The sequence below is a fragment of the Streptomyces sp. NPDC127108 genome (assembly GCF_042677545.1).
Taxonomy (GTDB): Bacteria; Actinomycetota; Actinomycetes; order Streptomycetales; family Streptomycetaceae; genus Streptomyces.
The window spans coordinates 166,255-191,069 of the sequence record NZ_JBHXTE010000002.1; the positions used below are offsets into that span (position 1 = coordinate 166,255).

The 24,815-nt window shown below is 75.6% G+C and carries 14 protein-coding genes; 4 read left to right on the forward strand and 10 right to left on the reverse strand.

Annotated features, from left to right (window positions below; all coding sequences use genetic code 11):
• Nucleotides 1–132 precede the first annotated feature (132 nt).
• The 4 genes from ACFVHO_RS02225 to ACFVHO_RS02240 all read left to right on the forward strand — a co-directional run bounded on the left by ACFVHO_RS02225 (nt 133) and on the right by ACFVHO_RS02240 (nt 5,975).
• Entirely contained in the window at nt 133–2,841 is a 2,709-nt protein-coding gene (locus tag ACFVHO_RS02225) for a GTPase-associated protein 1-related protein (RefSeq protein WP_385708938.1), read from the forward strand.
• A 209-nt stretch (nt 2,842–3,050) separates the two neighbouring features.
• Nucleotides 3,051–3,710 carry a tellurium resistance protein gene (locus ACFVHO_RS02230; RefSeq protein WP_385709364.1) on the forward strand — a complete coding sequence of 220 codons (660 nt, stop codon included), beginning with the start codon at nt 3,051–3,053 and terminating at the stop codon, nt 3,708–3,710.
• Nucleotides 3,707–4,603 carry a protein phosphatase 2C domain-containing protein gene (locus tag ACFVHO_RS02235; RefSeq protein WP_385708941.1) on the forward strand — a complete coding sequence of 299 codons (897 nt, stop codon included), beginning with the start codon at nt 3,707–3,709 and terminating at the stop codon, nt 4,601–4,603. The genes ACFVHO_RS02230 and ACFVHO_RS02235 overlap by 4 nt, the downstream gene beginning before the upstream one ends.
• 19 nt (nt 4,604–4,622) lie before the next feature.
• The gene (locus ACFVHO_RS02240; protein ID WP_385708943.1) at nt 4,623–5,975 is read left to right on the forward strand and encodes a protein kinase; all 1,353 of its coding nucleotides are present in this window, start codon (nt 4,623–4,625) and stop codon (nt 5,973–5,975) included.
• Nucleotides 5,976–6,059: 84 nt separating this feature from the next.
• Here the strand turns inward: ACFVHO_RS02240 and ACFVHO_RS02245 are convergent, their stop codons facing one another.
• The 10 genes from ACFVHO_RS02245 to ACFVHO_RS02290 all read right to left on the reverse strand — a co-directional run bounded on the left by ACFVHO_RS02245 (nt 6,060) and on the right by ACFVHO_RS02290 (nt 24,656).
• A complete protein-coding gene (locus tag ACFVHO_RS02245) occupies nt 6,060–8,405 on the reverse strand; it encodes a hypothetical protein (RefSeq protein ID WP_385708946.1) in 2,346 nt (781 codons plus the stop codon).
• A gap of 3 nt (nt 8,406–8,408) precedes the next feature.
• Complete coding sequence (locus ACFVHO_RS02250; RefSeq protein ID WP_385708948.1) at nt 8,409–8,918, reverse strand: hypothetical protein; 510 nt, start codon at nt 8,916–8,918, stop codon at nt 8,409–8,411.
• Nucleotides 8,915–10,633, reverse strand: a complete 1,719-nt coding sequence (locus ACFVHO_RS02255) for a hypothetical protein (protein WP_385708951.1) — start codon at nt 10,631–10,633, stop codon at nt 8,915–8,917. Before ACFVHO_RS02255 ends, ACFVHO_RS02250 begins: the two co-directional genes overlap by 4 nt.
• A 94-nt stretch (nt 10,634–10,727) precedes the next feature.
• Nucleotides 10,728–12,755: an Hsp70 family protein gene (locus ACFVHO_RS02260; protein ID WP_385708954.1), complete on the reverse strand. Its 2,028-nt coding sequence runs from the start codon at nt 12,753–12,755 to the stop codon at nt 10,728–10,730.
• Nucleotides 12,752–14,893 carry an Hsp70 family protein gene (locus ACFVHO_RS02265; protein ID WP_385708956.1) on the reverse strand — a complete coding sequence of 714 codons (2,142 nt, stop codon included), beginning with the start codon at nt 14,891–14,893 and terminating at the stop codon, nt 12,752–12,754. The genes ACFVHO_RS02260 and ACFVHO_RS02265 overlap by 4 nt, the downstream gene beginning before the upstream one ends.
• Nucleotides 14,890–15,441, reverse strand: a complete 552-nt coding sequence (grpE, locus tag ACFVHO_RS02270) for a nucleotide exchange factor GrpE (RefSeq protein ID WP_385709366.1) — start codon at nt 15,439–15,441, stop codon at nt 14,890–14,892. The genes ACFVHO_RS02265 and grpE overlap by 4 nt, the downstream gene beginning before the upstream one ends.
• Before the next feature lie 31 nt (nt 15,442–15,472).
• Complete coding sequence (locus ACFVHO_RS02275; RefSeq protein WP_385708959.1) at nt 15,473–15,829, reverse strand: hypothetical protein; 357 nt, start codon at nt 15,827–15,829, stop codon at nt 15,473–15,475.
• Nucleotides 15,826–21,573: a CHAT domain-containing protein gene (locus ACFVHO_RS02280; protein ID WP_385708961.1), complete on the reverse strand. Its 5,748-nt coding sequence runs from the start codon at nt 21,571–21,573 to the stop codon at nt 15,826–15,828. Before ACFVHO_RS02280 ends, ACFVHO_RS02275 begins: the two co-directional genes overlap by 4 nt.
• Before the next feature lie 9 nt (nt 21,574–21,582).
• Entirely contained in the window at nt 21,583–23,871 is a 2,289-nt protein-coding gene (locus ACFVHO_RS02285; RefSeq protein ID WP_385708964.1) for a hypothetical protein, read from the reverse strand.
• Between the two features lie 308 nt (nt 23,872–24,179).
• On the reverse strand, nt 24,180–24,656 hold the full coding sequence (locus ACFVHO_RS02290) for a hypothetical protein (protein WP_385708967.1): 477 nt from the start codon (nt 24,654–24,656) through the stop codon (nt 24,180–24,182).
• Nucleotides 24,657–24,815 lie beyond the last annotated feature (159 nt).

The window sequence follows — 24,815 nt, forward strand, 5'->3', positions numbered from 1 at the left end:
GCCGCGACCGGCGGGCCGCGCAAGAGTGCCGTCGCGCCCCTCGGGCCCCAAGTGGCGGGGTGAAACTCCCGGTGGGATCGGGAAGTTGGCTTAACTCCTGCGGCCGGTGCCCGCCGGTGGTCACAATGTGGCATGGCCATCCGCCACCTCAACTACCGGCTCGACGAGGAGCCGGTCACCGGCGCCGTCCGGCTGGTTCCGGTCCCTGTTCCGTCCGGCCCCGAGCGTGGCTCCGGGGCCGCGTCCGCCGTGCCGGAGGGCGCTTCGACGTCCGGGCGGGGCTCGGCTGCGGCTCCGGCTTCCGCGACGGCCGACCCGCCGCCGACGGACGACGCGGAAGTCGCCGAGTGGGTGGCGCTCACCATCGGCGCCGGGTGCGGACGGGGCGCGGACGGGCTCGGGCGCGACGCGCGGTTCAGCTTCAGCAGGCTGCCCGACGGCGCCAGCCTGCTGTGCCGCACGGGCGGCACCGGACACGAGGTCCGGGCGATCCACCTCACCGGAGCCGACACGGCACGCTTCGCCGAGGAGTGGCCGGTCACGCTGCTCGCGGCCGGGGCGGACCTCTGCGCCGACCCCGGGACCGACGGGGACGCCTCCGTCGAGTCCCCCGAACTCCCGCACGGTGGCGGCCCGTTCGGCCCCGCCGAGCTGACCGTCTTCGCCCGCGCGCACGAGCCCCGCGTCGCCCCCTTCCTCGCCGACGTCCGCCGCCTCTTCGACGACCCGGCCGGACGTCAGCTCGTCGTGGCCGAGGAGAGCCCGGACACCGTCGCCCGCTGGATCGCGCTGGCCTGCGCCTCGTTGCCGCCCGCGTACGTGCCCTCGCTGACGTTCACCACCCGGGCCGCCGACCCAGGCCGGGCCCCGCAGCACATCGTCGGCATCGGCCCCGACGCCGACTTCGACCGCTTCGACGTCACCACGCTCGACCACCTCTACCGCGTCCACGACGGCCTCGACGGCCCCGGCAGCCCGCCCGCCACCGACCTCTGGGCCACTTGGACGGCCCGCCTGTGGCTCGCGGGCGTACCGCTGCCCCGGCCCGTCGGCGACACCGACACCACCGCCGACACCATCGCCGACCCGGCCGCCGTCCCCGACGCCCGCGACGACAAGGCCGACTCCGATTCCCACTCCGACCTCGACGCCTTCTCACCGACCCGCCTCGTCCCCACCCTGCTCCGCGCGGGCCTGCTGTCCGGCGGCGACCTCGCCGAACTGACCGGCGACGCCCTGCGGGACGCGGTGGACGCGCTGGTGGGAGCGGTGCGCGTCAGCGGCGGGGGGCCTTCGGCAGGTCGTACCGGCGAGGGCTCTCCGGCGGGCGGTACCGGTGACGGCGCCGCACCTGACCAGGGCGCCACCGGCGTGCCCGACGACGCCCACGCCGACGACGCCCCGGAGACCCTTCCCGCCGACCTCACCGATCTCGCCGACCTCACGCCCCTGACCACCCTCTGCCGAGAACTCCACAGCCACGCCCCGCAGGCCGCCGCGCCCCTCGCGCTCGCCCTGGCCCGGCACCGCCTCGGCGGCGCCGACCCCCGCGAGCTCCCCGGTGAACTGACCGCCGTCTGCGACGAGTTGCCCCTCGGGGCCGACGCCAGGAGGGTGCTGCGGGCCGAGTACGGCGGGGACGCCGACGAAGCGCTGTGGCGGGCCCTGCGGGAGCCGCCGGAGGCCTGGGTGGAGCCGCTGCGGCTCGCGCTCGCGGTCGCCGCCGACGGCGGGCGCGGCATCGACGCGGCGATGAAGCGGCTCGCCCGCGCCCTGCGCACCCCCGAAGGCGGCGACCGTGAGCGGGCCGTCCACGTCCTCGACGCCGTCGACTACGCCCCCCTGACCCGGCGCGTCCTGAGAATGCTCGGGTCCGACGGCGGCATGGGGCGGCTCGACCGGCTGCGGGAACTCGCCGCGTCGCCGCAGGGCGACTGGCTGCGCCGCAACCTCGACGACAACTCGCCGCCGCCGCTGCGCCTGGCCGTGGCCGCGGCCCGCTGGGGCGGTCCCGGTAACGGACTGCGCGGCGCCGAGCTGTTCGGCAAGCTCGCCGAGACCCTGCCGGGGCGCCGGGTGAGCGACGCGGCGACGCTGGCACAGGTGTGGCGGCTCGTCTGGCGCGGCACCGACCCGGCGCCCGCCGAACTCCCCTGGCTGGCCCGCACCTGCACCGTGCCGCTGCTCGTCCAGGCGGGCCTCGGCAGGCACATCACGGGCGTCGTCACCGCGCCCGACCGGGTCGACCAGGAGACCGTCGCGTTCGCCCGCGACCTGCTGCACGAACGCGGCCTGAACCGGTACCAGCGCGCCACCGCCCAACTCCTCGTCCTCGCCCAGGACCTGGCCGACCTGCGGCTCTCCCTGCCGCAGAGCGTCCACCGGCTGCAGGCGCTGCACGTCGACGCGGCCCCCCTTTCCGTCACCGTGCGCCGGGGCGTGGGCGGGCTCGTCGCGGTCGCCCTCGTGCGCGCCGGGGCCCAGCAGCTCGCCCGCCCGCCCGTGTTCGACTACCTGATCTCCTCCGGGCCCGAACTCCTCGACACCTACCGGCAGTTGATGCTCGAAGAACGCAGACGCGACCAGCTCGAACAGGACCTCCCGCGACGACCGGAGGACATCAGCGCGTACTACTACCTCTGGCGGCCCACCCGGCGTCCCGGCGTCAGCCGCGACTGGCGGCAGGTCGCCCAGGAACTCCTCCACGAGATCCTCGCCCCCGTCGTGGCCCGCCTCGACGAGCGCCGCCTCGGCGAGGTGGCCACCGTCATCGCCCACCGCCAGGGCGAGGCCCGGGTGCGGGAGTGGAACGCCTGGCGCCACGGCTTCCGCACCGGGTAGCCCCCGCCACGCCCCGTCCGCCCGCCACGCCCCGCAACCGTGCCTCGTTCCCCGTACGTCACCCCGTACGTCGCCTCGTACTGAGGCACCGTCAGCACCCGACCTGATCCACCCCGAACCGCCTGGAGAGGACCAGCGTGAGCCGAACAAAAATCACCAGTGTCACCGGTGAGTCCAGCGAGACCGCCGACAACTTCCCCGGCGGCTCCATGGCGAGCCGCCCCGTGCACTTCATCTGGATGCTCGACTGCTCGGGCTCCATGAGCGTCAACGGCAAGATCGGGCAGCTGAACTTCGCCATCCGCGAGGCCATCCCGGAGATGCGGCAGGCCGCCGACGCCAACCCCGCGGCCTCGCTGCTCGTGCGGGCCATCTCCTTCGCCAGCGGCGCGAGCTGGCACGTCGGCGAGCCGACCCCGGTCGACAGCTTCTCCTGGGAGGACGTGCACACCTACGGCGGCACCGACATGGGCGCCGCCTTCAAGCTCGCCGCCGGGGCCCTGGAGACCCCGCCGATGCCGCAGCGGGCCCTGCCCCCGGTGCTCGCCCTCGCCTCCGACGGCCAGCCCACCGACGACTGGCGGTCGGGCCTGCGCGCCATCGACAGCACGCCCTGGGGCAAGCGGGCCGTGCGCGTCGCCGTCGCCATCGGGGACGACGCGGACAAGAGCATGCTGAAGGAGTTCCTCGCCAACCCCGAACTGGAGCCGCTGCAGGCCAAGAACCCGCGCCAGCTCGCCGCCGCCATCCGCTGGATGTCCACCGCCGTCGTGAAGGACGCCTCCACCCCCAAGGTCGAGGACGCCAAGCCCGCGACGCCGGTGGGCCCGCCGCTGACCAAGGGCGGCGACGAAGACGAGATCTGGTGACCGCTGTCCGCGCGCCGCTGGACCGGGCAGCCGACTGGGAGCTGCTCCGTGGCGCCGTCAAGGGCGTCGCCAAGAAGTACAGCCAGGACTGGTGCGCCGCCAAGGCCACCGCGGGCGGCCGCGCCGTCGTCCTGACGGTCGCCGACGGCCACGGCTCCGCCGCGCACTTCCGCAGCGACCAGGGCGCGCGCTGGGCCGTCGAGGAGTTCACGGCCTGCGCGGAGGTCTTCGCGCACGAGGCGGTGCGGCTGGGAGCCGACGCGGCGAGCTGGCCGGGGCTTCGCGCCGAGGCCCGGCTCCTGCCGCGCGCCGCCGGACACCGCTGGCAGCAGCGGGCCCTGGTGCACGACTCCAGCTCGCCCGCGCACGGTGCCGGGCCCGCCCGGCGCGCCGCCGCCCGCGCCCGCCGCGACCAGGACGGCGCCGCCGGGACCTGGGACCTCGCCGCGTACGGCAGCACCCTGCTGGGCGCCGTCCTGACCCCGCACATGCTCCTGTGCTGGCAGTTGGGCGACGGGGACATCGTGCTCGTCGACGACGGCGGCGTACCGCACACACCGCTGTCCACCGGGCCCGACATGGGCGACGAGACCGACTCGCTGTGCGAGCCGGAGCCCTGGCGCAAGACCCGCATCCACTGGCAGCCCATCACCGGCGGCCCGCCGCCGGCCGTGCTGCTGTCCACCGACGGGCTCTCCAAGAGCTTCGCCGACCACCAGGGCTTCCTGGACTTCGCCACCGGCGTGTGCGAACGCGCCGTCGGACAGGGCGTCGCCGCCGTCCAGGGACAACTGGAGGACTGGCTGGCGCGGGCGGCGAAGTACTCGGGGGACGACACGACGCTCGTCGCGGCCTTCGCGACGGCGACGGCGGAAGGAACGACGACGGCATGACGGAAGGAACGGGGACCGCATGAGCAACGGCATGCTCGCCACCGGCAAGAAGCTGGTGACCGAGGCCGGGGAACAGGTCACGGTCGGGGAGCTCTTCGGATCCGGCGGCCAGGGCGAGGTGTACCGCGTGTCGACGGTCCGCGGCGACCGCGCCGTGAAGTGGTACTACCCGCAGCTCGCCGACGCCCGCCAGCGGCACATCCTGGAGGGGCTCATCGAGAAGGGCTGGGACGACGACCGCTTCCTGTGGCCGCGGTCCATCGTCATGGACCCCGACGGCAAGGAGCCCGGCTTCGGCTATCTGATGGACGTGCGTCCCGCGCGCTTCCAGGACCTGCCCGCGCTGTTCCGGCGGGACCGGTCCGTGAAGGACGCGACGATGCGCACGCTGGTGACGGTCGCCCTGCACACCGTCGAGGCGTACCGCGCGCTGCACTCCAAGGGCATCGCCTACCGCGACATCAACTGGGGCAACATCTTCTTCGACCCGCGCACCGGCGACGTCCTGGTCTGCGACAACGACAACGCGGTCGTCGAGGGCGGTACCGCCGGGGTCGCGGGGACCATGGACTTCATGGCGCCGGAACTGGTGCGCGGCGACCGGGGCGCGCAGCCCGGCACCCAGACCGACCTGCACTCCCTCGCCGTGCTCCTGTTCCTGCTCCTGATGAACGAGCACCCCTTCAACGGGGCGCTCGCCATGCGCATCCACTGCATGGGCGAGGCCGCCAAACGCAAGCTGTACGGCACCGACCCGGTCTTCGTGTACGACCCGGCGGACACCCGCAACCGTCCCGTCGCCGGTGAGCAGCCGACCGTCATCGCCACTTGGGCGGCGCTGCCGCAGATCCTGCGGGACCTGTTCGTGCAGACCTTCACCGACGGCCTGAAGGTGCCCGCGAAGCGGGTCCGTGAGACGCAGTGGCGGGACGCGCTCAGCCAGGTCCTCGACGCCATCACCCAGTGTCGCCTGTGCGGCCGGCAGAACCTGACGCAGCCCGACGGCGCGCCGCCGGACTGCTGGAAGTGCGGCCGCCCCCTCCAGCTCCCGCCCCGCCTCGAACTGGTCACCGCCACCGGCACCACCCTGCGCACCCGCCGCGGCATCCGCCTCGACCCGAGCGCCCGCGTGTACGCCCACCACCTGGACGGCGACCCCGACCGGCACGACTTCCGCGCCGTCGTCGGCGAGGTCACCGAACACCCCAAGCAGCGCGGCCGGTACGGCCTCACCAACCGCACCCAGAACGTGTGGACGGTCCGCAAGGACGACGGTTCGGTACGCGAGGTCGAGCCGGGCCGCACCATCGCACTGCAGTCCGGGCTGCTCCTGGAGTTCGGGGGCGGGGTGGAGGCGGAGGTCAAGGAATAGGGGCGTAGCGGCGTAGGAGGGCTGAGGGGGCTGAGAGGGCTGAGGGACCGGCCGGACCGTACGGGGCCGGTTCCGCGCCCGGCCTCAGCTCTGGCGGGCGCGGGTGCGCAGCCAGCGGCGCCACCACCTGCGCCACGGCGGGGGCTCCGCCGGGGGCGGCGGCAGGTGCGCCGCGGGCAGGTCGGCGTGCGCGGGCGGCGCGGGCACGGCGACGGCGTCCGGGCGGGGCAGCGGCGTGACCGTGATGGTGCAGGCGGTCTCCGGCACGGTCAACGCGACCGCGCCGCGCGCCTTCTTGTGCGTGGTGCGCGGCACGCGACGGGAGTCGCCTCGGGTGCCGTCGTGCCAGCCGACCTGTACGAGCACGGCGGGCTCCGGCCAGGTGAACCACGCGTTGGCGCGCCCGCGCGCGAGGCGGACCACCGTCAAGTCCTTGACGGGGGCGGGACTTTCGACGACGACACTGGAACCGGCCACCGCGCGGTCGCCGAGCACGCTCACCGCCGTCATCCGCAGCCGTCCCGCCGAGGGCGGGTTCACTTCGAGCAGCAGGTCCCGCCCGTCCTCCTCGCGCAGGCGCGGTTCCGTCGCCCGCGGCCCCGACAGGTCCGGCGCGTCCCCGCCGGGCGCGGCGTCGGCGGTCATGCGGGCGAAGCGCTCCGACACGTCCGTGCCCGGCTCGACCGGACCTCCCGGCCACGGCACCAGCGTGCTCCAACCGCGCCTGGGCGCACGCCACGCGAGCCGCACACGGTCCCCGGCCAGCTCGGCGGTCAGCACCTCCACGGGGGTCGGCCACTCCTCGGCGCGGGCCATGACGTGCACCCCGGGCGACCGCACGACGGTGCCGTCCGGCCCCGGATAGCCGCAGCTCACCTGGTACGTGTAGATCCCCGGCGGCAGCGCGTCGTCCACCAGGCCCCGACGTCCGCAGGGCACGACCGTCGGCCCGCGCGCCGCGCCGACGTCCGGCACGTCGTAGCGCAGCACCTCGATGTCGACGGCCGCCCGGTGCGGCTGCCACTGCACCTGGACGCCCCCCGGCACGGGCTTGGTCAGCAGACACTCGACGTCCGGGGCGACGAGGACGGGCGCGGTCACGCGCGGCACTCCGGCGACGCGGTCGCCCTGTACCGGCAGCACGGCGTAGCGCAGGGTGCGGCCGAGCGGCGGTGACGGGTCCTCCGCCGTCAACTCCCTTGTCCCCGCGTCGACGTCGGTGATCCGCCCGATCTCGGTGGCCGACTCCGGGGCGCCGTCGGGGAAGCGCAGGACGGTGTACGTCACCGGGGCCGGGAGGGTGCCGGGCGCGCGGGCGGTGCGCCAGGTCAGGGTGGTCCGGCGGCTGTTGGAGGTCGTCGCTGTGACGGATTCCAGGGAGGGCGTCGCGGAGGTGGGAGTCCCGGAGGTGGGCGTCCCGAAGGTGAGTGTCCCGAGGGAGAGTGTCGCTTCGGCGGGCGTCCTGGTGGCGGGTGTCGCGTCCGTGGGCGTCCCGGTGGCGGGCGTCGGGTCGGCAGGGGGAGCGTCGGCCAGGGCGGTGGCGGCCCGCAGGAGGCCCGCGCGCAGCTCCGGGGCGTCCGTGGCGCGCCGCAGCGCGCCCAGCCAGGCCACGGCACAGGCCCGCGCGTCCCCGCGCTCCCGCGCCCGGTGGGCGTCGCGCGTCAGCCGCGCCACCTGGGCGGAACGGGCGCGCAGCGAGGCCAGCAGGGCGGCGAGGACGTGGTCGTCCGGCGCCGTCGGAAGGCGTGCGGCGACCGCCTCGGCCCGGCGCAGCCGGGGGTCCGGCCAGACGTCGTTGAACTCCTCGGCCGCGCGGCGCGCCTCCCCGGCCGGGGGGAACGCGGCGTCCACGGCGGCGGCCAGGAGGCGGGCCTCGCTGCGGTGCACGCCGAGCGCGGCGACGTCGTCGGCGGTCGTCGCCGCGTACGCGCCACCGCCGCGCCCACCCTGCCGGTCGCCCTCGCCGTCGCCGCCCTTGCCGTCGGCGCCGTCCTTCAGCAGGCAGCACAGCTCCCACAGGACGATGTGCCGCAGGCCCATCGGGTTGTCCCGCGCCAGGGTCTCCAGGACGTCCGTGACCGCCGCCGCCGTCAGCGCGCGCGGGTCGGCCGACACCTGCCAGGCCTCCCGGGCCCGCCGCACGAACGGCACGTCCACGCGCTGCCAGAGCCCGCCCCGGCCGGGGAACCACAGCCCGTCGAGGACACGGAAGCCGTCGTCCGTCTCCGCCATGGGCAGGGTGCCGAAGACACCGCCCGCCGCCCGCTGCCGCCCCGGCTCCCGCAGCAGCTCGGCGGCGTGCCGGAACCCCAAGTCGCGGATGTTGGTGCGCAGTTGGCGGTATCCCCGCATGCCGGGGAACTGCGGGAGCACGGGCAGCGGGGGTGTGCCCTCGGTGCCCCGGACCCCGGGCCGCCAGGTCGTCGCCACCGGTCAGCCTCCCGGCGCCGTGAAGAAGTACACCCGGACCACGGCGGTCGACGGGCTGTTGCTCAGGTCGTGGAAGTCGTCCGTCGCCGTCTTCCGAGTGAACATCTCCGGACGGCCCTCGCCGAGCAGCGAGTTGACGCGGTGGGCGTACATCGTGCCGCTCTGGCCGCCGCCGAAGGTCAGCACCAGCGCGGCCGTGCGGCCCTGCCACTTCTTGGTGGACCGGCCGATCTGTGCCACGAGCGCGTCCTTGTCCGTGCCCTTGACCTCGAACTGCTCGGGCTTGCGCTCCACCGAGCGCGGCCCCGTGGGTTTCGGCTTCGGCTTCGGCGACTTCGTCCCGTCCGCGCTGTTCGACGGCTTCGGACGCGCGGCGAGCGGGTCGGGCCGGTCGGCCATCGACACCAGGGCGAGCACGAGCAGCAGGTCCGCGAAGAGCCAGCCCGCGAGGACGACGCCCGCGACCCGACTGCCCGTGCCCCGCCCGCGTCCGCGCCGCCGGTACGGGCTCACGCGTCACCTCCGGTCGACGGGGGAGACGGCGGAGAGGGCGGGCGCCGGGTGGGCGGGCGCAGGGCGCGGGTGCGGTTCGAGGCGACGTCGGACGCGGCCGGGGGGTGGGGGGTGTCGTGCGGTGCGGGGTCGTGCGGTCCGTCGTCGTGTGGTGTGTGGTCGTGCGGTGCGTGGTCGTGCGGGGTGTCGCGTGGTGCGTCCTGCGGGGTGGTGGCTTCATGTGGTGTCGGTGTCGGTGTCGGTGTCGGTGTCGGTGTCGGTGCCGACGTGGGCGTGGGTGCTGGGGCCGGTCCTCGCGCAGGTGTCGCTTCCGGTGCCGCTGCCGGTGTCCGGCCGTCCTCGGCCGCCCGCGGCCCGGGTACGGGAGCCCCGTTCGTGCCGCCCGGTCGCGGCGTCGGCGTGCCGTAGTGGCCCGTCGACGCGTCGTACGAGGGCTGCGACGCGCCGTACTGCTCCGTGTCGGGCGCCCCGTACCCGCCCGCGTGCGGCGCCCCGTACGGGTCCGGCGCCGACGCCCCGTACAGATCCGCCGCCGGACGCGCCGCCCCGTTGCGCACGGGCACTCCCACCGGGTCGGCCGCGGAGCCCGCCGCCGACCGCACGCCCGACTCCACCCGGGCCGCCGCGTCCTGCCAGTGGGCCGCGGCCGCGTCCCAGCGCTCCGTGGCCTCGCGTATGCCGTCCATCGCGTCGCTCGTGCGGCCGGTGCTGGTGACCAGGGCCTGGGAGGCCTGTTCGGTGGCGCGGGCGACCGACTCCGACTTGGTCACGAGCTCCCGCTGGGCGGTGACCAGGGCCTTGAGCGAGGTCTCGACCGTCGTGCCCGCCGCCCGCACGCGCTGGGCGATGACGTCGGCGGCGGCGGTGTTCGCGGCGCCCGCCTGGACGGTCGCCGCCTGGACGTCGCGCAGCGTGGTCTCCATCCGGTTCGCCGCCGCGCCCAGCTTCGGCACCTCCTCGGTGAGCTTGGTCGCGGCGTCCTGGAGCGACGTCGTCGCGCTCGCCACCGCCCCGGCCGTCGCCGTCAGCTCCTTGTGGTTCTTCTCGGCCTTGGCGGCGAGGGAGTTCAGCTGCCGTGCGGCCTTGGTCAGTTCGGTCGAGAACTGCTGGGGGGAGGCACTGCGGTGCTGGGCGAGCAGCATCTGGAGCCGGGTGAGCACGGACGCGAGCCGGGCGAGCAGCCGCTCGCGCTCCGCCTCCTGGTCCGCCTCCTCCTTGTCGGCGCGCCAGCGCACGCGCGCGTGCACGACCGAGAGCAGCACGAGCAGGGCGATGAGGACCACCGCGGTCAGCGCCACGTTCTCGAAGCGTCCGAGCGGCGACAGATGGCCGCCGAAGCCGGACTGCCACAGCTGGAGGAAGGGCCGCGTCGCCTCCTTGCGGTTCTCCTCGGCGAGTTCCCCGTACGCGCGCACGGCGTCCCGCAGACCGAACCAGGTGATCAGCAGCGGGATGAAGACGAGGACGCCGAGCGCCGCCTCCAGGACGCCGTCGCGGCGCGCCGAAGGGCGGGAGCCGGGCGCGGTGACGGTCTCGGGGCGGACGTAGGCGTGCACGAGGTCCAGCTCGGCCCACTTGTCGAGCCGCTTGCCGTGCGTCAAGTCATCGGCCAGCGTCCGGAGTTCGGCGGCGCGCGGGCTGAGCGTCGGCCTGCCCGCGAGGTCCTGAAGCTGCTTGATGAGATCCTGCTTGTCCAGCAGTTCCGCGGGCGTCAAACGCGTACTCCCTGTCTCGGAGTGGCCTGGGCCGCTGCGCGGCCGTCCCGGGCCGGTGGCGGGAGCGCCGGGGCTCCGCGCCCGGGAGGCCTCGTCAGTCGAGGACGTCCCCCCGGCCGCGCCGGTTCCTGCCGTCGCGGCCGAGCAGGCGCGAAAGCGCCTCGGCTCCGGGGTGTTCACGGTCCCACACGAGGCACTTGCCAAGGGCCTCAATCGCCTCATCCCGCGCACCGATCCGGTGCAGTTCCTCCGCGTGCCGGAAGGTGCGCCGCGCGAGCAGCGCCCGCACCCGCTCGTTCGTCGGGTCGTGCCCGTACGCGCACCGCAGCCACCGCTCGGCGTCCGCGAAGTGGTCCGGCGACATGTCGGCCATCGCCGCCGCGCAGTGCACGTCGATCATCGCGTCGAGGACGTCGGCGCGGTCCGTGTGCGCGGTGGCCTCCTGCCAGGCCTGATGGGACGCCTGCACGGCGTGCTCGTACCGGCCGTGCTCCAACAAGAGCTGCGCGCGGGCGAGTTGGCGTTCGGTGCCGCGGCCGGGGCGCTGCCGTACGACACGGGCCTCGGCGTCCGGCCGCTCCCGCAGCTCCGGCGCACCCGCGCCTTCCGCCGGGCCGCCCGCGCCTTCCACCCGGCCGCCCTCGGCCCCCGTGCCGGAGCCCGCACCCGCTCCCGCATCCGCACCGGCCCCTGCCCCCGCCCCCGCATCCGCTCCCGCATCCGTACCCGTGGCCGCGCCCCCGTCCCCGCCCGCCCCCGCCCCGAGCCCCGCCTCAAGCCCCGCCAGCAACTCCCGCGCCTCCGTCACGATGTCCCGCAGCAGCGCCACCGCCTCCTGCCTGCGCCCCTGCCGGGCCAGATCCCGGGCGCGGGCGACGTCCTGGCGCGGCGCGGCCGGGGCGTCGTCGGCGGGGGAGCGGGACGGAGGGTCGAGGGGGGCGTCGAGGGAGGAAAGGGGGAAGAGGCTCGCGGTGAGGGCGGGGGCGTCGGCGAGGGTGTCGCGGGCCGGGTCGGCGGGTTCGAGCAGGCCCTCCTCCAGGGCGGTCGAGCGGGACGAGGGGGCGCCGCCGCCCCCGAGCCGCACCGCGTGCTTGAGGGCGCCGAGGGCGAGCAGCTCCGGCGGCCCGTGGGCGGTGCGCCGGCCGAGGCCCGCGACGCCCGAACGCACCTGCTCCATCAGCGTGCCGCCGCCGACCAGGAGCAGGGTGTCCACGTCCGCGCGCGGCACCGCGGACTCGTCGAGCAGGGCCTGGGCGCGGCGCACGGTGCGGCGCACGTGCGGCTCCAGGAACGCGTCCAGGTTCGGCCGGGTGATGCCCATGCGCAGGGCGGGTCCGGTGCCCAGGTCGAGGGTGAGCGACGCGAAGTCCGTGACCGCGGCGCCGTCCCCGGCGGCCGGTCCCGTCAGCGCCTCCCGGGCCCGCTCGGCCCGCTCGCGCAGACCGAGCCACACCTCGGCCGGGGCGCCCGTCACCGACGCGGGCCCGCGGTGCGCCCGCAGGAGCCGCACCGCGGACTCCAGGGTGGCCTCGTCGAAGGCGCGCCCTCCCGAGGTGCCCGCGCCGTCGTAGCCGAGGGCGCGGCAGTGCCCGCGCACGCCTCGTACCAGGCCGAGTTCGAAGCCCTCGTACCCCATGCCGTACACGAGGAACGTGCCGCTGTCGCGGTCCGTGGTGTGCCCCATGACCGCGGCCATCGAGTCGCTGATCAGCCGCACCGGCGTGAGCCCGGCCTCGCCCGCCGCGTCCCGAAGGGCCTGGCGCTGCGCCGACTGGAAGGACGCGGGCACGCTGATGACGGTCTGCGCGACGAACGCGTCCGCCTGCTCCTCGACGCGTTCGCGCAGCGCCCGAAGGAGCCGCACCACCACCGTGTCCACGTCCGCCGTCTGCCCCCGCCACGAGGCCGAACCGCCGCTGGCCACCAGGGACTTCAGGCTCGGGAACGTCACCGGAAGGACGCCCGCCACGGCCGGGGCGCAGCGCAGCCACGACGGTCCGTCCGCGGGCAGGTCGAGGCGGCGCACCTGCTGCCCCGCCCCGGCGAACAGCGCCCGCACGCCGGTGGCGCCGAAGTCCACGCCGAGGCTGACGCGGTCCGCCCCGGCCCTGGCTGCCGTCATCCGCCGGCCGTGTCGTCAGGGACCTGGAGGATGCCTCCGTAGTCCTTCTTGCTGGGCAGGGTCGGCACCGCGCGCTCGGAGTAGGCGACGGCGATCATGCTGCGCAGGTTCTTGGCCTGCTCGGCGGTCTGGATGCGGTTGCCCTGCCGGTGGGCCGCCTTGACCTGCTCGACGGCGTCACTGATCGCGTTGACGGTCTCCAACGGGGCGCCGTCCGAGGCCAGTTCGGCCTGCCGGAACTGACTGGCGAGCCCGCACTGGTGGTACATGTCGTCGAGCAGCAGCTCCGTGAGGCGCTTGTACTCGCGGCTGTCGCCCATCTCCACGGCCCGCTGCGCCTGCGCGATGTCGCGGCGCGCTTTCATCTCCTGCGTCTGCTCGATGTAGGTGCCGTACTGCTTGAGGAAGCGCTGCGCCTCCCGCACGGCGAGCCCCAGCTCCTCGCGGAGGATCGCGCTGTCCACCTCCTGCTCGGTCTCGGGCGGCGGGGTGCGGGGCTTCTCGCGCCGGGGTGTCGCCTCCAGGACCATGTCCGTGCCGCGCACGGAGATCCGTACGGTGATGATGCGGTCCGCGGAGTAGTTGAACGACACGTCCACATGGCAGTTGATCTCGATCTCCTGCGGCAGCTCGAACTCCACCACGCCCTGTTCGTGGTTCTCGCTCGCCACATGGCTGTCGCCCTCGTACACCGGCACCCGGATCAGCCTGCTGTCCGTCGCGTGGAACGTGCGCTGGCGCGGCTCGGGCAGCGGATAGGGGGAGCCCGCCGGGATGATCTCGACGAACACGTCCCGCTGCGCGCCCTTCACGGCGGCGATCCCCATGGCCATGGGCGTCGACTCGAACAGGCCCGTGGAGCCCACCGGACGGCCGTTGACCAGGCTCTGCCCGCAGTCCACGCACGTCTCGGCGGTGTACTCGTTCGTCCGGGCACACTTCGGGGCGGGACACTCCACGCCGTCGAGGGTCTGTGCGAGCACGCCCGCGCCGTAGGCCACGCACTCCATCGGGTTGATGTTGCGGCGCACCTTGTCGGCGCCGAAGAACGCCTCCACCGCCTCGTACACCGGGCGGGTCAGCGTGCCGCCGCCGACGAGCAGCACGTCGGAGATGTCCTCGGGCGTCAGCTCGAAGCCCGACAGGGTCTCCTTGACCAGGTCCATGGTGCGGGTCACCAGGGGTGCGATCAGCGCCTGGAACTCGTCGCGGGTCAGCGCCATCTCGACGTCGACGATCCCCTCGGGACCGCGGTACGCCGCCGGGATCACGATGTACGTCTCCGGCAGCTCGTTCAGCTCCCGCTTGGCCGCCTCCGCCGCCTTCTTCGCCTGGAACAGGAACTCCTTGTCGCCCGCCGGGTCGACCCCCCGCTCCGCGCGCATCCACGCGATGATCCGCTCCACGATCACCAGGTCGAAGTCGTCGCCGCCCAGCCAGATGTCCCCGGCGGAGCGGAGGACCTGGAACTGGCTGTGCCCCTCACGGTCCTTGACCGTGTTCAGGACGGAGATGTCGAAGGTGCCGCCGCCCAGGTCGTACACCAGGACACGGCTGCGGGCGCCGTCCGGCTTGTGCAGGCCGAAGGCGACCGCGGCGGCCGTCGGCTCGTCGACGATCTTCTTCACCACCAGGCCCGCGCGCTCCGCGGCCTCCCGCGTCGCCGCCCGCTGCGCGTCCCTGAAGTACGCGGGCACCGTGATCACCGCGTGCGAGACCTGCTCGCCGAGGGTGCGCGCCGCGTCCCGCACCAGCTTGTCGAGGATGACGCTGGAGATCTCGGCGGGCGTGCGGGTGCGGCCCCCGAGCGTCACATGGGCGCGCGGGTCGTCGTCGGGCCCCGCCACGATCTCGTAGCTGAGCCGGTCGCGGGCCTCGGCCACCGAGGTGTCCGCGAAGTCCCTGCCCATCAGCCGCTTCACCGACACGATGGTGTCCCTGGGCTGGCGCACCGCCCAGTTCAGGGCGTCCTCGCCGACGATCGTCTGCTCCTTGCCGTCGCGCCGCACCAGGCCCACGACGGACGGCGTGAGCCGGTCGCCCTTGCTGTTGGTGAGCACCGCGATGTCGCCGCGGTGCGGATCGTGCGCGGCGACGGCGCTGTTCGTCGTGCCGAGGTCGATCCCGATGGCCTTCATCCGTGCGTGGTCCCTTCCCGTGGTGCCCTGACTGTCCCGCCGTCGGTGCCGCTGTCGGCGCTGCTCTCGGTGCCGCTCCCGGCCGCCGCGACCACGACCCGGGCGGCGCGCAGCACCCGACCCCGGTATCGATACCCGCGCCGCACGACCTCAAGGACCTCGTCGTCCACCACCCCCGACGGGGCGGAGCGCACCTCGACGACGTGGTGCGTGGCCGGGCCCGCACGCTCCCCGACGCGCCCGAACACCTCCAGGCCCTCATCGGACACGGCCGACTCCAGCTGCCGCACGACGAGTTCGAGACTGTGGTGGTACGCGGCCGGGTCCGCGCCGTCCGGCCCTTCGGCGAGGAGCCGCCCGCAGGCGTCCAGCGTGTCGGCGCACACCAGAAGCAGCCGCTCGGTGTGCGCCCGGTGCGCGGCGTCCCGGGCGGCCAGCGCCCTGGAGCCCTCGTACGCGGCCAGGGCGGCGGCCCCGTACGGGTCGCCGGAGCCGTGCGGGGCGTGGGGGTCGGCGGGATCCGGGCGCGGGGTGCCCGGCGGGTCCATCGGGTTCACGGGCGCGCCTCCTTTCGGGCGGTCAGACGTCGAAGCGGACGAGGTCGGCGAGGAGGCGGGCGGCGGCCTCGTCGGACAGGGGATCCCCGGCGCCGGGCCCGCCCGGTCCGGCCTGTTCCTGGAGCAGCCGGTCGATCTCCGCGACGGCGCCCGGGAGTTCGGCGGCGAGTTCCACGTCGTACCGGAACAGATCGACGAGCAGTCGCCCCCGTACGGTGCGCAGCTCGTCCCAGGCCGCCTGGGTGAACGGGGTCATGAGGCGCCGGGCGAGCAGCTCGAACGGCACGTCCCGCAGGTCCGCCTGCGAGGTCCACGGGGTCACACCGGCATCGGCGAGGACGTCGTAGGGGCTCGGTCCGCTGTCGGGGTCCCTGATCACGAGGGGCCGCCTCCTTCGGTGGTCAGGGCGGTGAGCCAGCGGCCCACCGCGTCGAGCAGCGCCCGCCGGACCCTGCCGTCCATGACGTCGGCGCGGGTGGCGCGGATCAGATGGTGCAGGGCCCTGCGGACGTCGCCGCCGGCGAGTTCGGCCTCCGCCCGGTCGGTCAGCGCGGCCGCCCAGGACGCCAGGTCGTTCTCGTCCGGCGGCGGCTCCGCGCCGTCGCTGCGCATCAGCTCGCCCACGCCCACGACACCCAGGTCCGTGGCGAGCAGCCGGTCCAGCTCCTCCAACGACTCGCCCAGGGTCTCGCGGTAGTTGTGGGCGAGGGCCTGGCCGAGGCCCACGTCGAGCAGGCCGAGTGCCTCGTGCAACAGGCGCAGGCGGGCGGGGAGTTCGTCGGTTCGGGCGTCCAGGGTGAAGACGAGGGCGCGGGCCAGGTTGTCCCGCGCGTGGTTCGACGCCGGGTTCAGGGCGAGGGCGCGGCGCAGGTCCGCCTCCGCGCCGTACACGTCGGAGCGCATGCCGTGCTTGGTGCGGGTGTAGCCGCGCCACACGCCCCGCATCGAGTACAGGGACGAGAGCCGCCCGTCGAGCTGGTCGCGCACCTCGCGCTCCAGCGGGTGCAGGACCGGCGGCACCGCCTCGACGAGCGCGATGGCCTCGTCCAGGACGTCGCCGCGGCGCGCCCGGTCCTCGTCGAGGAGGGCCTCCACCCGCCCGAGCACGGTCCGCACCAGCGCCTTCTTCGCCCGTGCCGTCATGCCCGCGCGGCGCGCCACCCCCACCAGGCGCTCCCACTGCTCCAGGGCCCGGCCGAGCCCGCACCCGCCGTCGGCGAGCGCGGTGCGCGACAGCTCCAGACGTACCCGGACGGCCAGTTCGACGCCGTCCTGCAGCAACCGGGCATGCCGGTGCGGCAGATGGACGTACGCCGGGTCCCGGCGCAGGAACTCCTGGCAGTACGCGCACCCCTCGATGTGGCGGCGCGGGTCGGGCGCGGCGGCGGGGCCCGCGCAGTCGTCCGGGAGCGTCGTCAGGGTCGGGAACGCGGGCAGGGCGCGCAGCGCGGGTTCGAACTTGTGCACCGCGCACAGCGTGAGGGCCCGCGCGAGGCCCGAGAACGCCCAGCGCAGCTCGCGCACCGCGTACTCGCCCGGGTCCTTGCCGTCCTTCACGGCGGCGTCCAGGTCCGCGGCGAGATCGGCCAGGGGCAGTTGCAGCTCCAGGAGGCGTACGTAGCGCGGCCCGCAGGCGAGGGCGGCGCGCGCCCCCGGCACCCCGAGCAGCCCGCCGACGTCCTTGAGGATCCGCGCGCCCGCCAGCTCCGCTTCCAGGAACTCCGCCAACTCCTCGTACGAGGCCGCCTGTTGGGGCCTGTCCTGCTCGGTGTGCCGCTGCTCGTACGCCGAGAGCAGGCCGAACAGATGGCGGCTCAGCTCCCAGCGCAGCCGCGTCATGTCCTCATGCGTCAGTTTCCGCTCGTAGCAGGCGGCCCGCTCGGCCCGCCAGCCGTCCCAGTACACGTCGTCGCTCAGGAGCGTGGCCCAGTAGGAGAGCGCCAACTCCCAGGTCCGCACGGCGTGTTCCCACGCCCCGCTCTGCTCCAGGTCCTGCGCCTGCCACAGCCGGGCCACGGCCAGGCCGTGCACGGTCGCCATGTCTCCCGGCGCGGCCGCGAGCCGCCGCTCCCACTCGGCGGTGGCCGCGTCGCGCCCCCGCGCGAGGAGCAGCAGCAGCGGGGCGTCCCCCGGGAACCGCTCGCACAGGACGTCCACGAAGCCGGGCCCCGCGTGCTCGTCGTCCGGCGACAGCGTGGCGAGCGCGGCCCGCAGGCCGTCCGGCTGCTGCCACCGGTACAGCAGCGCGTCCACCTGCAGCCGCCTGCCCGGCAGCCGCAGCCGGTCCCACGCGACGCGCTCCGACCACGTCATGCCGCCGCGCTCCAGGAGCGTGTACGAGGCGTCGCTCACCGCGGCCATGGACACCCCCGGGTGCACGCCCGCCGCGCGCAGCGCCCGGTAGGGGTACGTCTCGTCGCGCAGCGCGAACGGGTCCGCGGCCAGCGGGCCCCGGGTGGGGCCGTCGGCCCACGGCAGCAGCTCGACGAGCCGCCGCAGCCTGCGGCGGCGCACATCGGCCCGGTCGAGCCGCTCCGCCGCCCGGCCGTACGCCTCGACGGCCTCGCTCCACCGGCCCTCCGCCTCGAGGGACCGGCCCCGCGCGTACGCCAGGTGGGCGTCGGCGTCCCCGTGCCCCCGGCACTCCTCGAAGGCCTCGGCGGCCCGCCGCCACTCCTGGTGCGCGTCCGCGATCCGGCCCCGGGCGTACGCGGCGACGGCGGGCGCGTCCCGGTACGCGCCCAGCGCCCGGGCGGCGGTGACGACGGCGCCCCACTCGCCGTCGGCCTCGGCGGCACGCACGCGCGCGTACGCCGCTCGCGCGACGTGATCCCACTCCTTGCCCGCACCGCCCGCGCCGCCCACAGCGCCCGCACCACCCGCGCCGCTCGCATTACCCGCACTGGCCGCGCCACCCGTACCGCTCGCCTCGCCGAGCAGGTCGTACGCGGCGGCGACCCCCCGCCACTCCGCGGCCGTCCCCGTCCCCGTCCCCTCGCCCGCCGCCCCGACCGCTTCCTCGGCCACCCGGGCCCGCGCGTACCGCCGCCGCGGCGCCACGTCGGCCCACGCGTCGGGCAGCACGAGCAGCGCGTGCAGGGCGTCGGTCCACCGCGAGGAGAGTTCGTGCGTGCGGGCGAGCGCGTAGAGGTGGAGGTGGAGGGACTCCCGGGCGGTGGGGGAGAGGCTCGGGGCGAGTGGAGTCGGAGTGACGTCGGCGATGGGGGAGTTCGGGGTGGCGTCGGCTACGGGACCGAGCCCGGGGCCGTGCCCGGTGCCGGGCGGCGACAAGGGGGTACGAGGTGAGGGCAGGGCGGCCCCGGGCGCGCCGCCGGTGAACGCGCGGGCGTAGATGGCGCAGGCCGCCGCCCAGTCGCCCCTGGCCTCCGCGCGGCGGCCCTCCACCTTGCGGCGCAGCGGGGCGACGGTGCCGTCACGGGCCGAGTCCGGAAGGCCCGCAAGGAGCCCTGAGGCGGCGGCCCAGTCCCCGCGCCCGTCGGCGGCGGCACGGGCCCGGGCGTAGAGACGGCGCACCTTCACCTCGCCGTCGGCGTACTCGTCCGGCAGCCCCCCGAACCCGTCGATGACGTCCTCCCACTCGCCCTGCGCGTCGGCGAACATGCCACGCGAGTAGCGCAGTTGGGCCTGTACGTCGACGAACTCGGCCGGGAGCGCGGCCAGGTGGGCCACGGCACCGCCCCAGTCCCACAGCTCCTGACAACGACGGCCCTGGGCGTAGGTCCAGCGGAGGGTCACGTCGCCGTAGGGGGCGTGGGGGGAGGCGGCGAGACGGGCCGTACGGCGCGGGCCGTCGGACCGGGGTGCGCCGGGTCCCGCGTTGCGCAGGTGGTCGAGCCGGGGATCACGGGGGCGTCGCGCGTCCGCGCCGGGGCCGCTTCGGACGCCGACGGGAGGCTCGGCGCCCATCGGGACGGCTCCCGCCGCCCCGCCCCCGGCCATCGCGTCGCTGCACTCACGGAAGGCGGCGGTCGCCGTCGGCCAGTCACCCGCCTCGGCCGCCGCTCGCCCACGCGTGTAGGCGTACCGGACGGGGGCGTCGGAGATGTCCGGGGCTTCCGGTGTCCCGGGGACGCCGGTGCGGGGCGGGCCAGCATGGGCTGGGCTGCCATTGCCATTGCCGGTGCGAACCCCCTCCCCGGCCGCCACCCCACCCCCGGAACCACCACCGTTCAAGGCGCCCCCGCCAGCCCCCGTACAGACCCCGAACTCCGCCACCGCCCCCCGCCAGTCCCCGGCGCCCTCAGCGATCCGGCCCCGTACGTACGCCGCGCGTGCGGTGAGTGTCTCGTCGCCGGGGAGGAGGGTCAGGGCCTCGGCGTAGGCGTGGGCGGCTCGGGGCCAGTCGGTGTGGTGGTGGGCGTGGGTGGCCGTTGCGAGGGCCGTGGTGAGGCGGAGTCGGGTGCGGGCCGCGGTGAGGCGGGCGCGGGGGGTGGGGGAGTCGGGGGTGGTGGCGAGGATCTGCTCGTAGAGGGTGATCGCGGTGGGCCAGTCGGCGGCGGCCTCCGCGGCACGGGCCCGGTCGGCCAGGTCGGCGGCCTGGCGCAGCTGGTCCGCGCGGTCGACGAGCGCGGCGGGCAGCGGGCACGGCAGGGCGTCCTGGACCTCGGCGAGCCGCCGCGCCGCGTCCGCCCCGTCCCGCCCGGCGGCGAGCACCCCGCAGAGCGCGTCGAGCTCGGGCCAGGCCAGTTCGAACGCCGCCTCGTCCCGCAACTGCCGCTGCTCGTCCTCGTACTGCCGTGTCGGTGTCCGCAGGATCCGGAGGACCTGCGCCCACTCGCCGCGGTCCCGCTCGAACCGCGCCGCGTCGATCAGCGTCGCCGCGCCGACGTGCCCGACGGGCCGCTGGAACGCGCGCAGGGCGTCCGCGCCCTCCCGCAGCGGGTCGGCCGCCGCGCTGTCGTCGTCGCGCACCTCCCGCGCCTTGAACAGCCACCCGTGCCGGTACTCCGCGTGCAGGAACAGCGCGGGCGTCGCCCACTCGACGGCGGTGTGCCGCGGCAGATGGGAGATGCGGCGGCGCGCGGCGGCCATCGACTCGTCGACGGTCCGGTTCGCCGCGAGCCCCTTCAGGAGCTCCGGGCTGAAGCGTCCCGCCGACACGTCGCTGACGCGGCCGCGCATGGCGACGACGGCGGGCACGCCCCCGCCGATCAGCGCCTGCGCGAGCCCCGAGAACGGCTCGGTGTGCACCCCGTCCGGGCCTGAACTGTCCGCCCCGGAACAGAGGTTGAGAACGGCGAGCCGCAGCCGCGGTGCCTTGAGGAGGATGCCGCTGAGCAGGTCGGCGGGCACCGGGTCCACACCGCCGTGCTCCGTCTCCAGACGGACGACGCCCTTGCCGAGATCCTCGTCGTACGTGCCGTGGGCGATGAGGAGCACGACCGTCGGCAGGTCGCCGTGCGCGCCGAGCGCCGACTCCAGACGCTCGCGGGTGGCCCCCTCGACGACCGTGGTGCGGACGGCCACCTCGGGCAACTCCTGGCGCAGCGCGGCCACTTCGGTGTCCACGCGCAGTGCGGGGCCCGACCCGGCCGGGGAGGCGCAGGCGACGACGAGGCGGATCAGGCTGGGCTCGTCCGCCGGGTCGGGCAGGCGGCGGCCGAGCGGCCCGCCGGGCAGCGAGCGGGCCAGGGAGTAGCCGGGGCCGAGGGCGAGGGACTGCTGCGGAAGCCCGGCGGGCGCGCACAGCGCTTCGAGGGGCAGTTCCCGCAGGTGCGGCGGCAGGTCGAAGCGGAGCCGCAGGCCACGCGGCGGGCGCAGGCGCTGGGCGAGTTCGAGGGCGGTGGCCAGACAGCCCCCGGCCCCGCCGCCCCTCGCGGTCGCGCTGTCCCTCCCGTTCTCGCCATCCCTTCCGTCGCCGCCGAACAGCAACTCGTAGACATCCCGGCCGAGTTCACGCAGCTGCTCGGCGGTGTGCCGCTCGCCCATGGGCGCGAGGCCGAGGTCGGCGGCGACAAGGCGGTCCCAGCGGGCCCGGAACGCCGTCGGCGCGCCGTCCACGGCGATCACGCCGAGGGCGCAGGCGGGTCCGCTCACGGCCACGAGGCAGTGGGACGGGCCGACCGGGCGGACCCGGATGCGCAGTTCCTCGTACTGGAGCACGGCCGTCGCTCACCTCCAGCTCTCGTCGAACTGTTCGCGTACGAAGTCGAGTTCGCCCTGGGCCCGGTTCCGCTCCTCCGTGATCTCCGGGTCGTCGGGGAAGTGGGCGAGTGCGGCGGTCAGTTGCCCGACGGCCTCCTCCAGGACGGTGCGCGCGCCGGACAGGCTGCCCGAGCCCCAGCGGCGCAGGGCCAGGCCGCGCAGCACGATACCGAGGCTGAGCTGCGCCCGCCGCAGTCGCGGGCCGATCACCACGGAGCGCCGCAGGTCCTTCGCGGACTTCTCCAGGTCGGCGTCCTCGCGGTTGGCCTCGCGGATGCCGCGGTCGGCGAGGACTCGGGCCAACTGGCCGTCCAGGCGCGGACGTTCGTTGGCGCCGATGACGGAACGGGCTGTCTCCAGGGTGTTCGCGGCGCGGGTCAGGCGCCCGGCGCGGTAGGCGTCCTTGGCGGCGGCGAGGGCGAGGCCGACGACGGCCGCCTGCGTGTGCCGGTAGCGTTCGAGACGCCTGCTGTGGACGAGGGCGCGGCGCCAGCACGCGGCGGCGGCGCCGAAGTCGGGGCGGTCGGCGGTGAGATGGTCCCTGCCGAGGGTGACGCGGGCGTGCAGGGCCAGCTCCCGGGCGTCCCGGGCGAGCCGCCGGTGGCGGTCGGGGAGGCCCGCGTACCCGGGGTTGAGCCCGTCGAAGCGGGCGCAGTCCGCCTCGCAGACGGGCGCCGCGGCGGAGCCCGCCGCACGGGCCCGCGCGCGGCAGTCGCGACAGCGCAGTTCGGCGAGGGCGGCGAGGGCGTCTCCGGGCAGCCCGGAGGCCAACTGGAGGTGGGCGAAGCCGAGTTCGGAGAAGGTGTGGACGAGGGTGGGGTGGGCGGTTTCCGTGTCGGCGTGTGCGTGTGCGTGTGCGTGTGCGTCTGCTTCGGGGGCGGTACCTGTGCCGGTGTTGGTGTCGGTGGCGCCGCTTCCCCCGGCGGTGAAGACGCCGAACTCCCGGACCCGGCCGAGCGCGGCGATCGCCAGCGGGCCGCAGCGCAGCGGGGCGCCCCAGGGCCCGGGGAACCCTCCGGCCTCGTCGAGGAGCCGCGCGGCGTCGGCCTCGCGCTGGAGCAGTGCGTCCGGGGGCACGCGGCTGCCGCTTTCGCCCTCGTCGGGCAGGTGTCCCGCCACGCGGTCCCGCAGTGCGGTACGGAGGTCGGGTACGAGGTCGGCGCCCACGTCCACGCCGTACCGCCGTCCGGCCGCGAGCCGTACGCGATCCCAGAAGGAGTCGTCGTAGAGCAGGGTGCCCCAGGCGGCGATGGCGAGCTCGCAGGGAGGGGCTGTCGGGGCCGTTGGGGGCATCGGGGGCGTCGGGGCTGTGGGAGACGTTGGGGGCGCCGGGGCTGTGGGGGACGTGGGGGAGTCCGTCGTGCGCGAGCCGTCGGTGCGGGGTTCCTGCGCCGGGGGTTCGGCGGAGGGCTCCTGCGGCGGGGAGTCGGCGAAGGGCTCCTTCGCAAGGGAGTTGAGGAGGGCGATCGCGAGGGCGTGGGTGACGCGGTGGTCGGAGGGGTCGCGCCGGGCGGCGCCGCCGAGTACGTCGACGGCGAGGCCCCGCCGCCCGCCCACGGCCAGGGCGACGCCGTGCAGCGCCGCGAAGTGCCCGAAGTCCGGCTCGACGTCCCACGCCGCGGCGAACAGCGCGGCGGCTCGCGGCCAGTCCGGGTCGGCGCGGTCGAGCGCGGCGAGCCCGGCCTTGCGGAGCAGCGCGGCGATGTGCGGGGCGCTGTGGGCGTTGCGCGGGGTTTCGGGGGCGACGCCCGGAGCGTTGTGGGCGTTGTGGGGGGTTTCGGGGACGACGTGCGGGGCCCTGTGGGCGTTGCGCGGGGCACCGTGGACGATGTCCGGGGTGTTGCGCGGGATGCTGGATGCGGAGGCGGGGGTGCTCGCCGCGTCTGCGCCTGCCGTAGCCGTGCCCGCCCCCGCGTCGCCCCGCGCCCCGGACAGGACCACCGCCACCCACCGCCCCTCGTCGTCGAGCGCCCCGCCCCGCTCCGCCGCGCGGAGATCGGCCCGTGCCCCTTCGCGGTTCCCCGCCGCGAGGCGTGCGTAGGCGCGCTGGACGAGGGCGCGCGGGTGCGGTGCGGCGCACGCGAGGGAACGGGTGAAGTGGGCGTCGGCGGCGTCCAGTTCGCCCTGATGGGCCAGGGCGCAGCCGAGCCAGAACAAGGGAGCGGAATCGTCGGGCTCCGCTTCGTGGGCGAGGTGGAACTCGGCGAGCGCGTCGTCGAGGTCCCCGCGGGTCAGGCGCAGACGCCCGAGCCCCACGTGGGCGCGCGCCGCGACGCCGGAGCCTGGGGTGAGCGAGAGGGCGAGCCGGAAGCTTCGCTCGGCAGCATCAGCATCCGAGCCCGGATGGGCACCAGGCCTCGCCTGGGCGCCGGGGCTCGCGTGGGCGCCGGGGCTCGCGTGGCTTCCTGCGCCCGCATGGATGCCGGTGCGGCCGTCAGTCCCCGCCCCCCGCCGCCCGAGGCGAGCCTCCCCCTCCGCGCACGCCCGCTCCGCGTCGGTGAGTGTCGACTCCGTCCGTGGCTCCACTCCCACAAGCCCCCGTTCAGCAGTCGGTGACCGGCATGTCAGCCCGCTGCCTCGTCCAACTCCGAGCGCCAGCGGCCGAGTCGGCGATCGTAGTGCAGCGGTCCCACCCGGAACTTCGTCAAGTCGAGGCCCAGCAACTGCTCATACGCCTCGGCGGGCAGATCCGGTTCCAGGACGACGCTCAGGCCGCTCCGGTCGTCCTGGAGTACCAGGGGGCGCGGCGCCCCGACGCCCCCCGCGGCTTCCCGGCCCGCCCCGCGCCGCACCACGCCCTTGAACGACACATAGGCGTCCCGCACCGCCTCCGCGCCCAGGCCGCTGAGGAAGGCCTGGAGCGGCAGTGAGACGAGGAGGAGCCACGGGAGTTCGGCCGCGCCGCGGTGGTCGACGGCCCGGCGGACGCGGGCCGTGCGGACGCCGAGGCCGTCGAGCGCCGTGACCAGGTCCTGGCCGAGGGCTTCCGGGGCCTCCTGGTCGAGCAGCAGCTCCGCGCGCAGCGGCAGGGCGTCGGGCATGGGGGCGCGTTCTCCTTCCGGCGGCGGACGGGGCCGGGATCGGGGCCCGGGGCGGGTGCGGACCTGGGGCCCGGGCCCGGGACCCAGGACCCGCAGCCTAAAGGTGTCGGTCGCTCCCGCACCGGGAAACAGCGATCTCTCACCCGCCCCGGCGGCCCG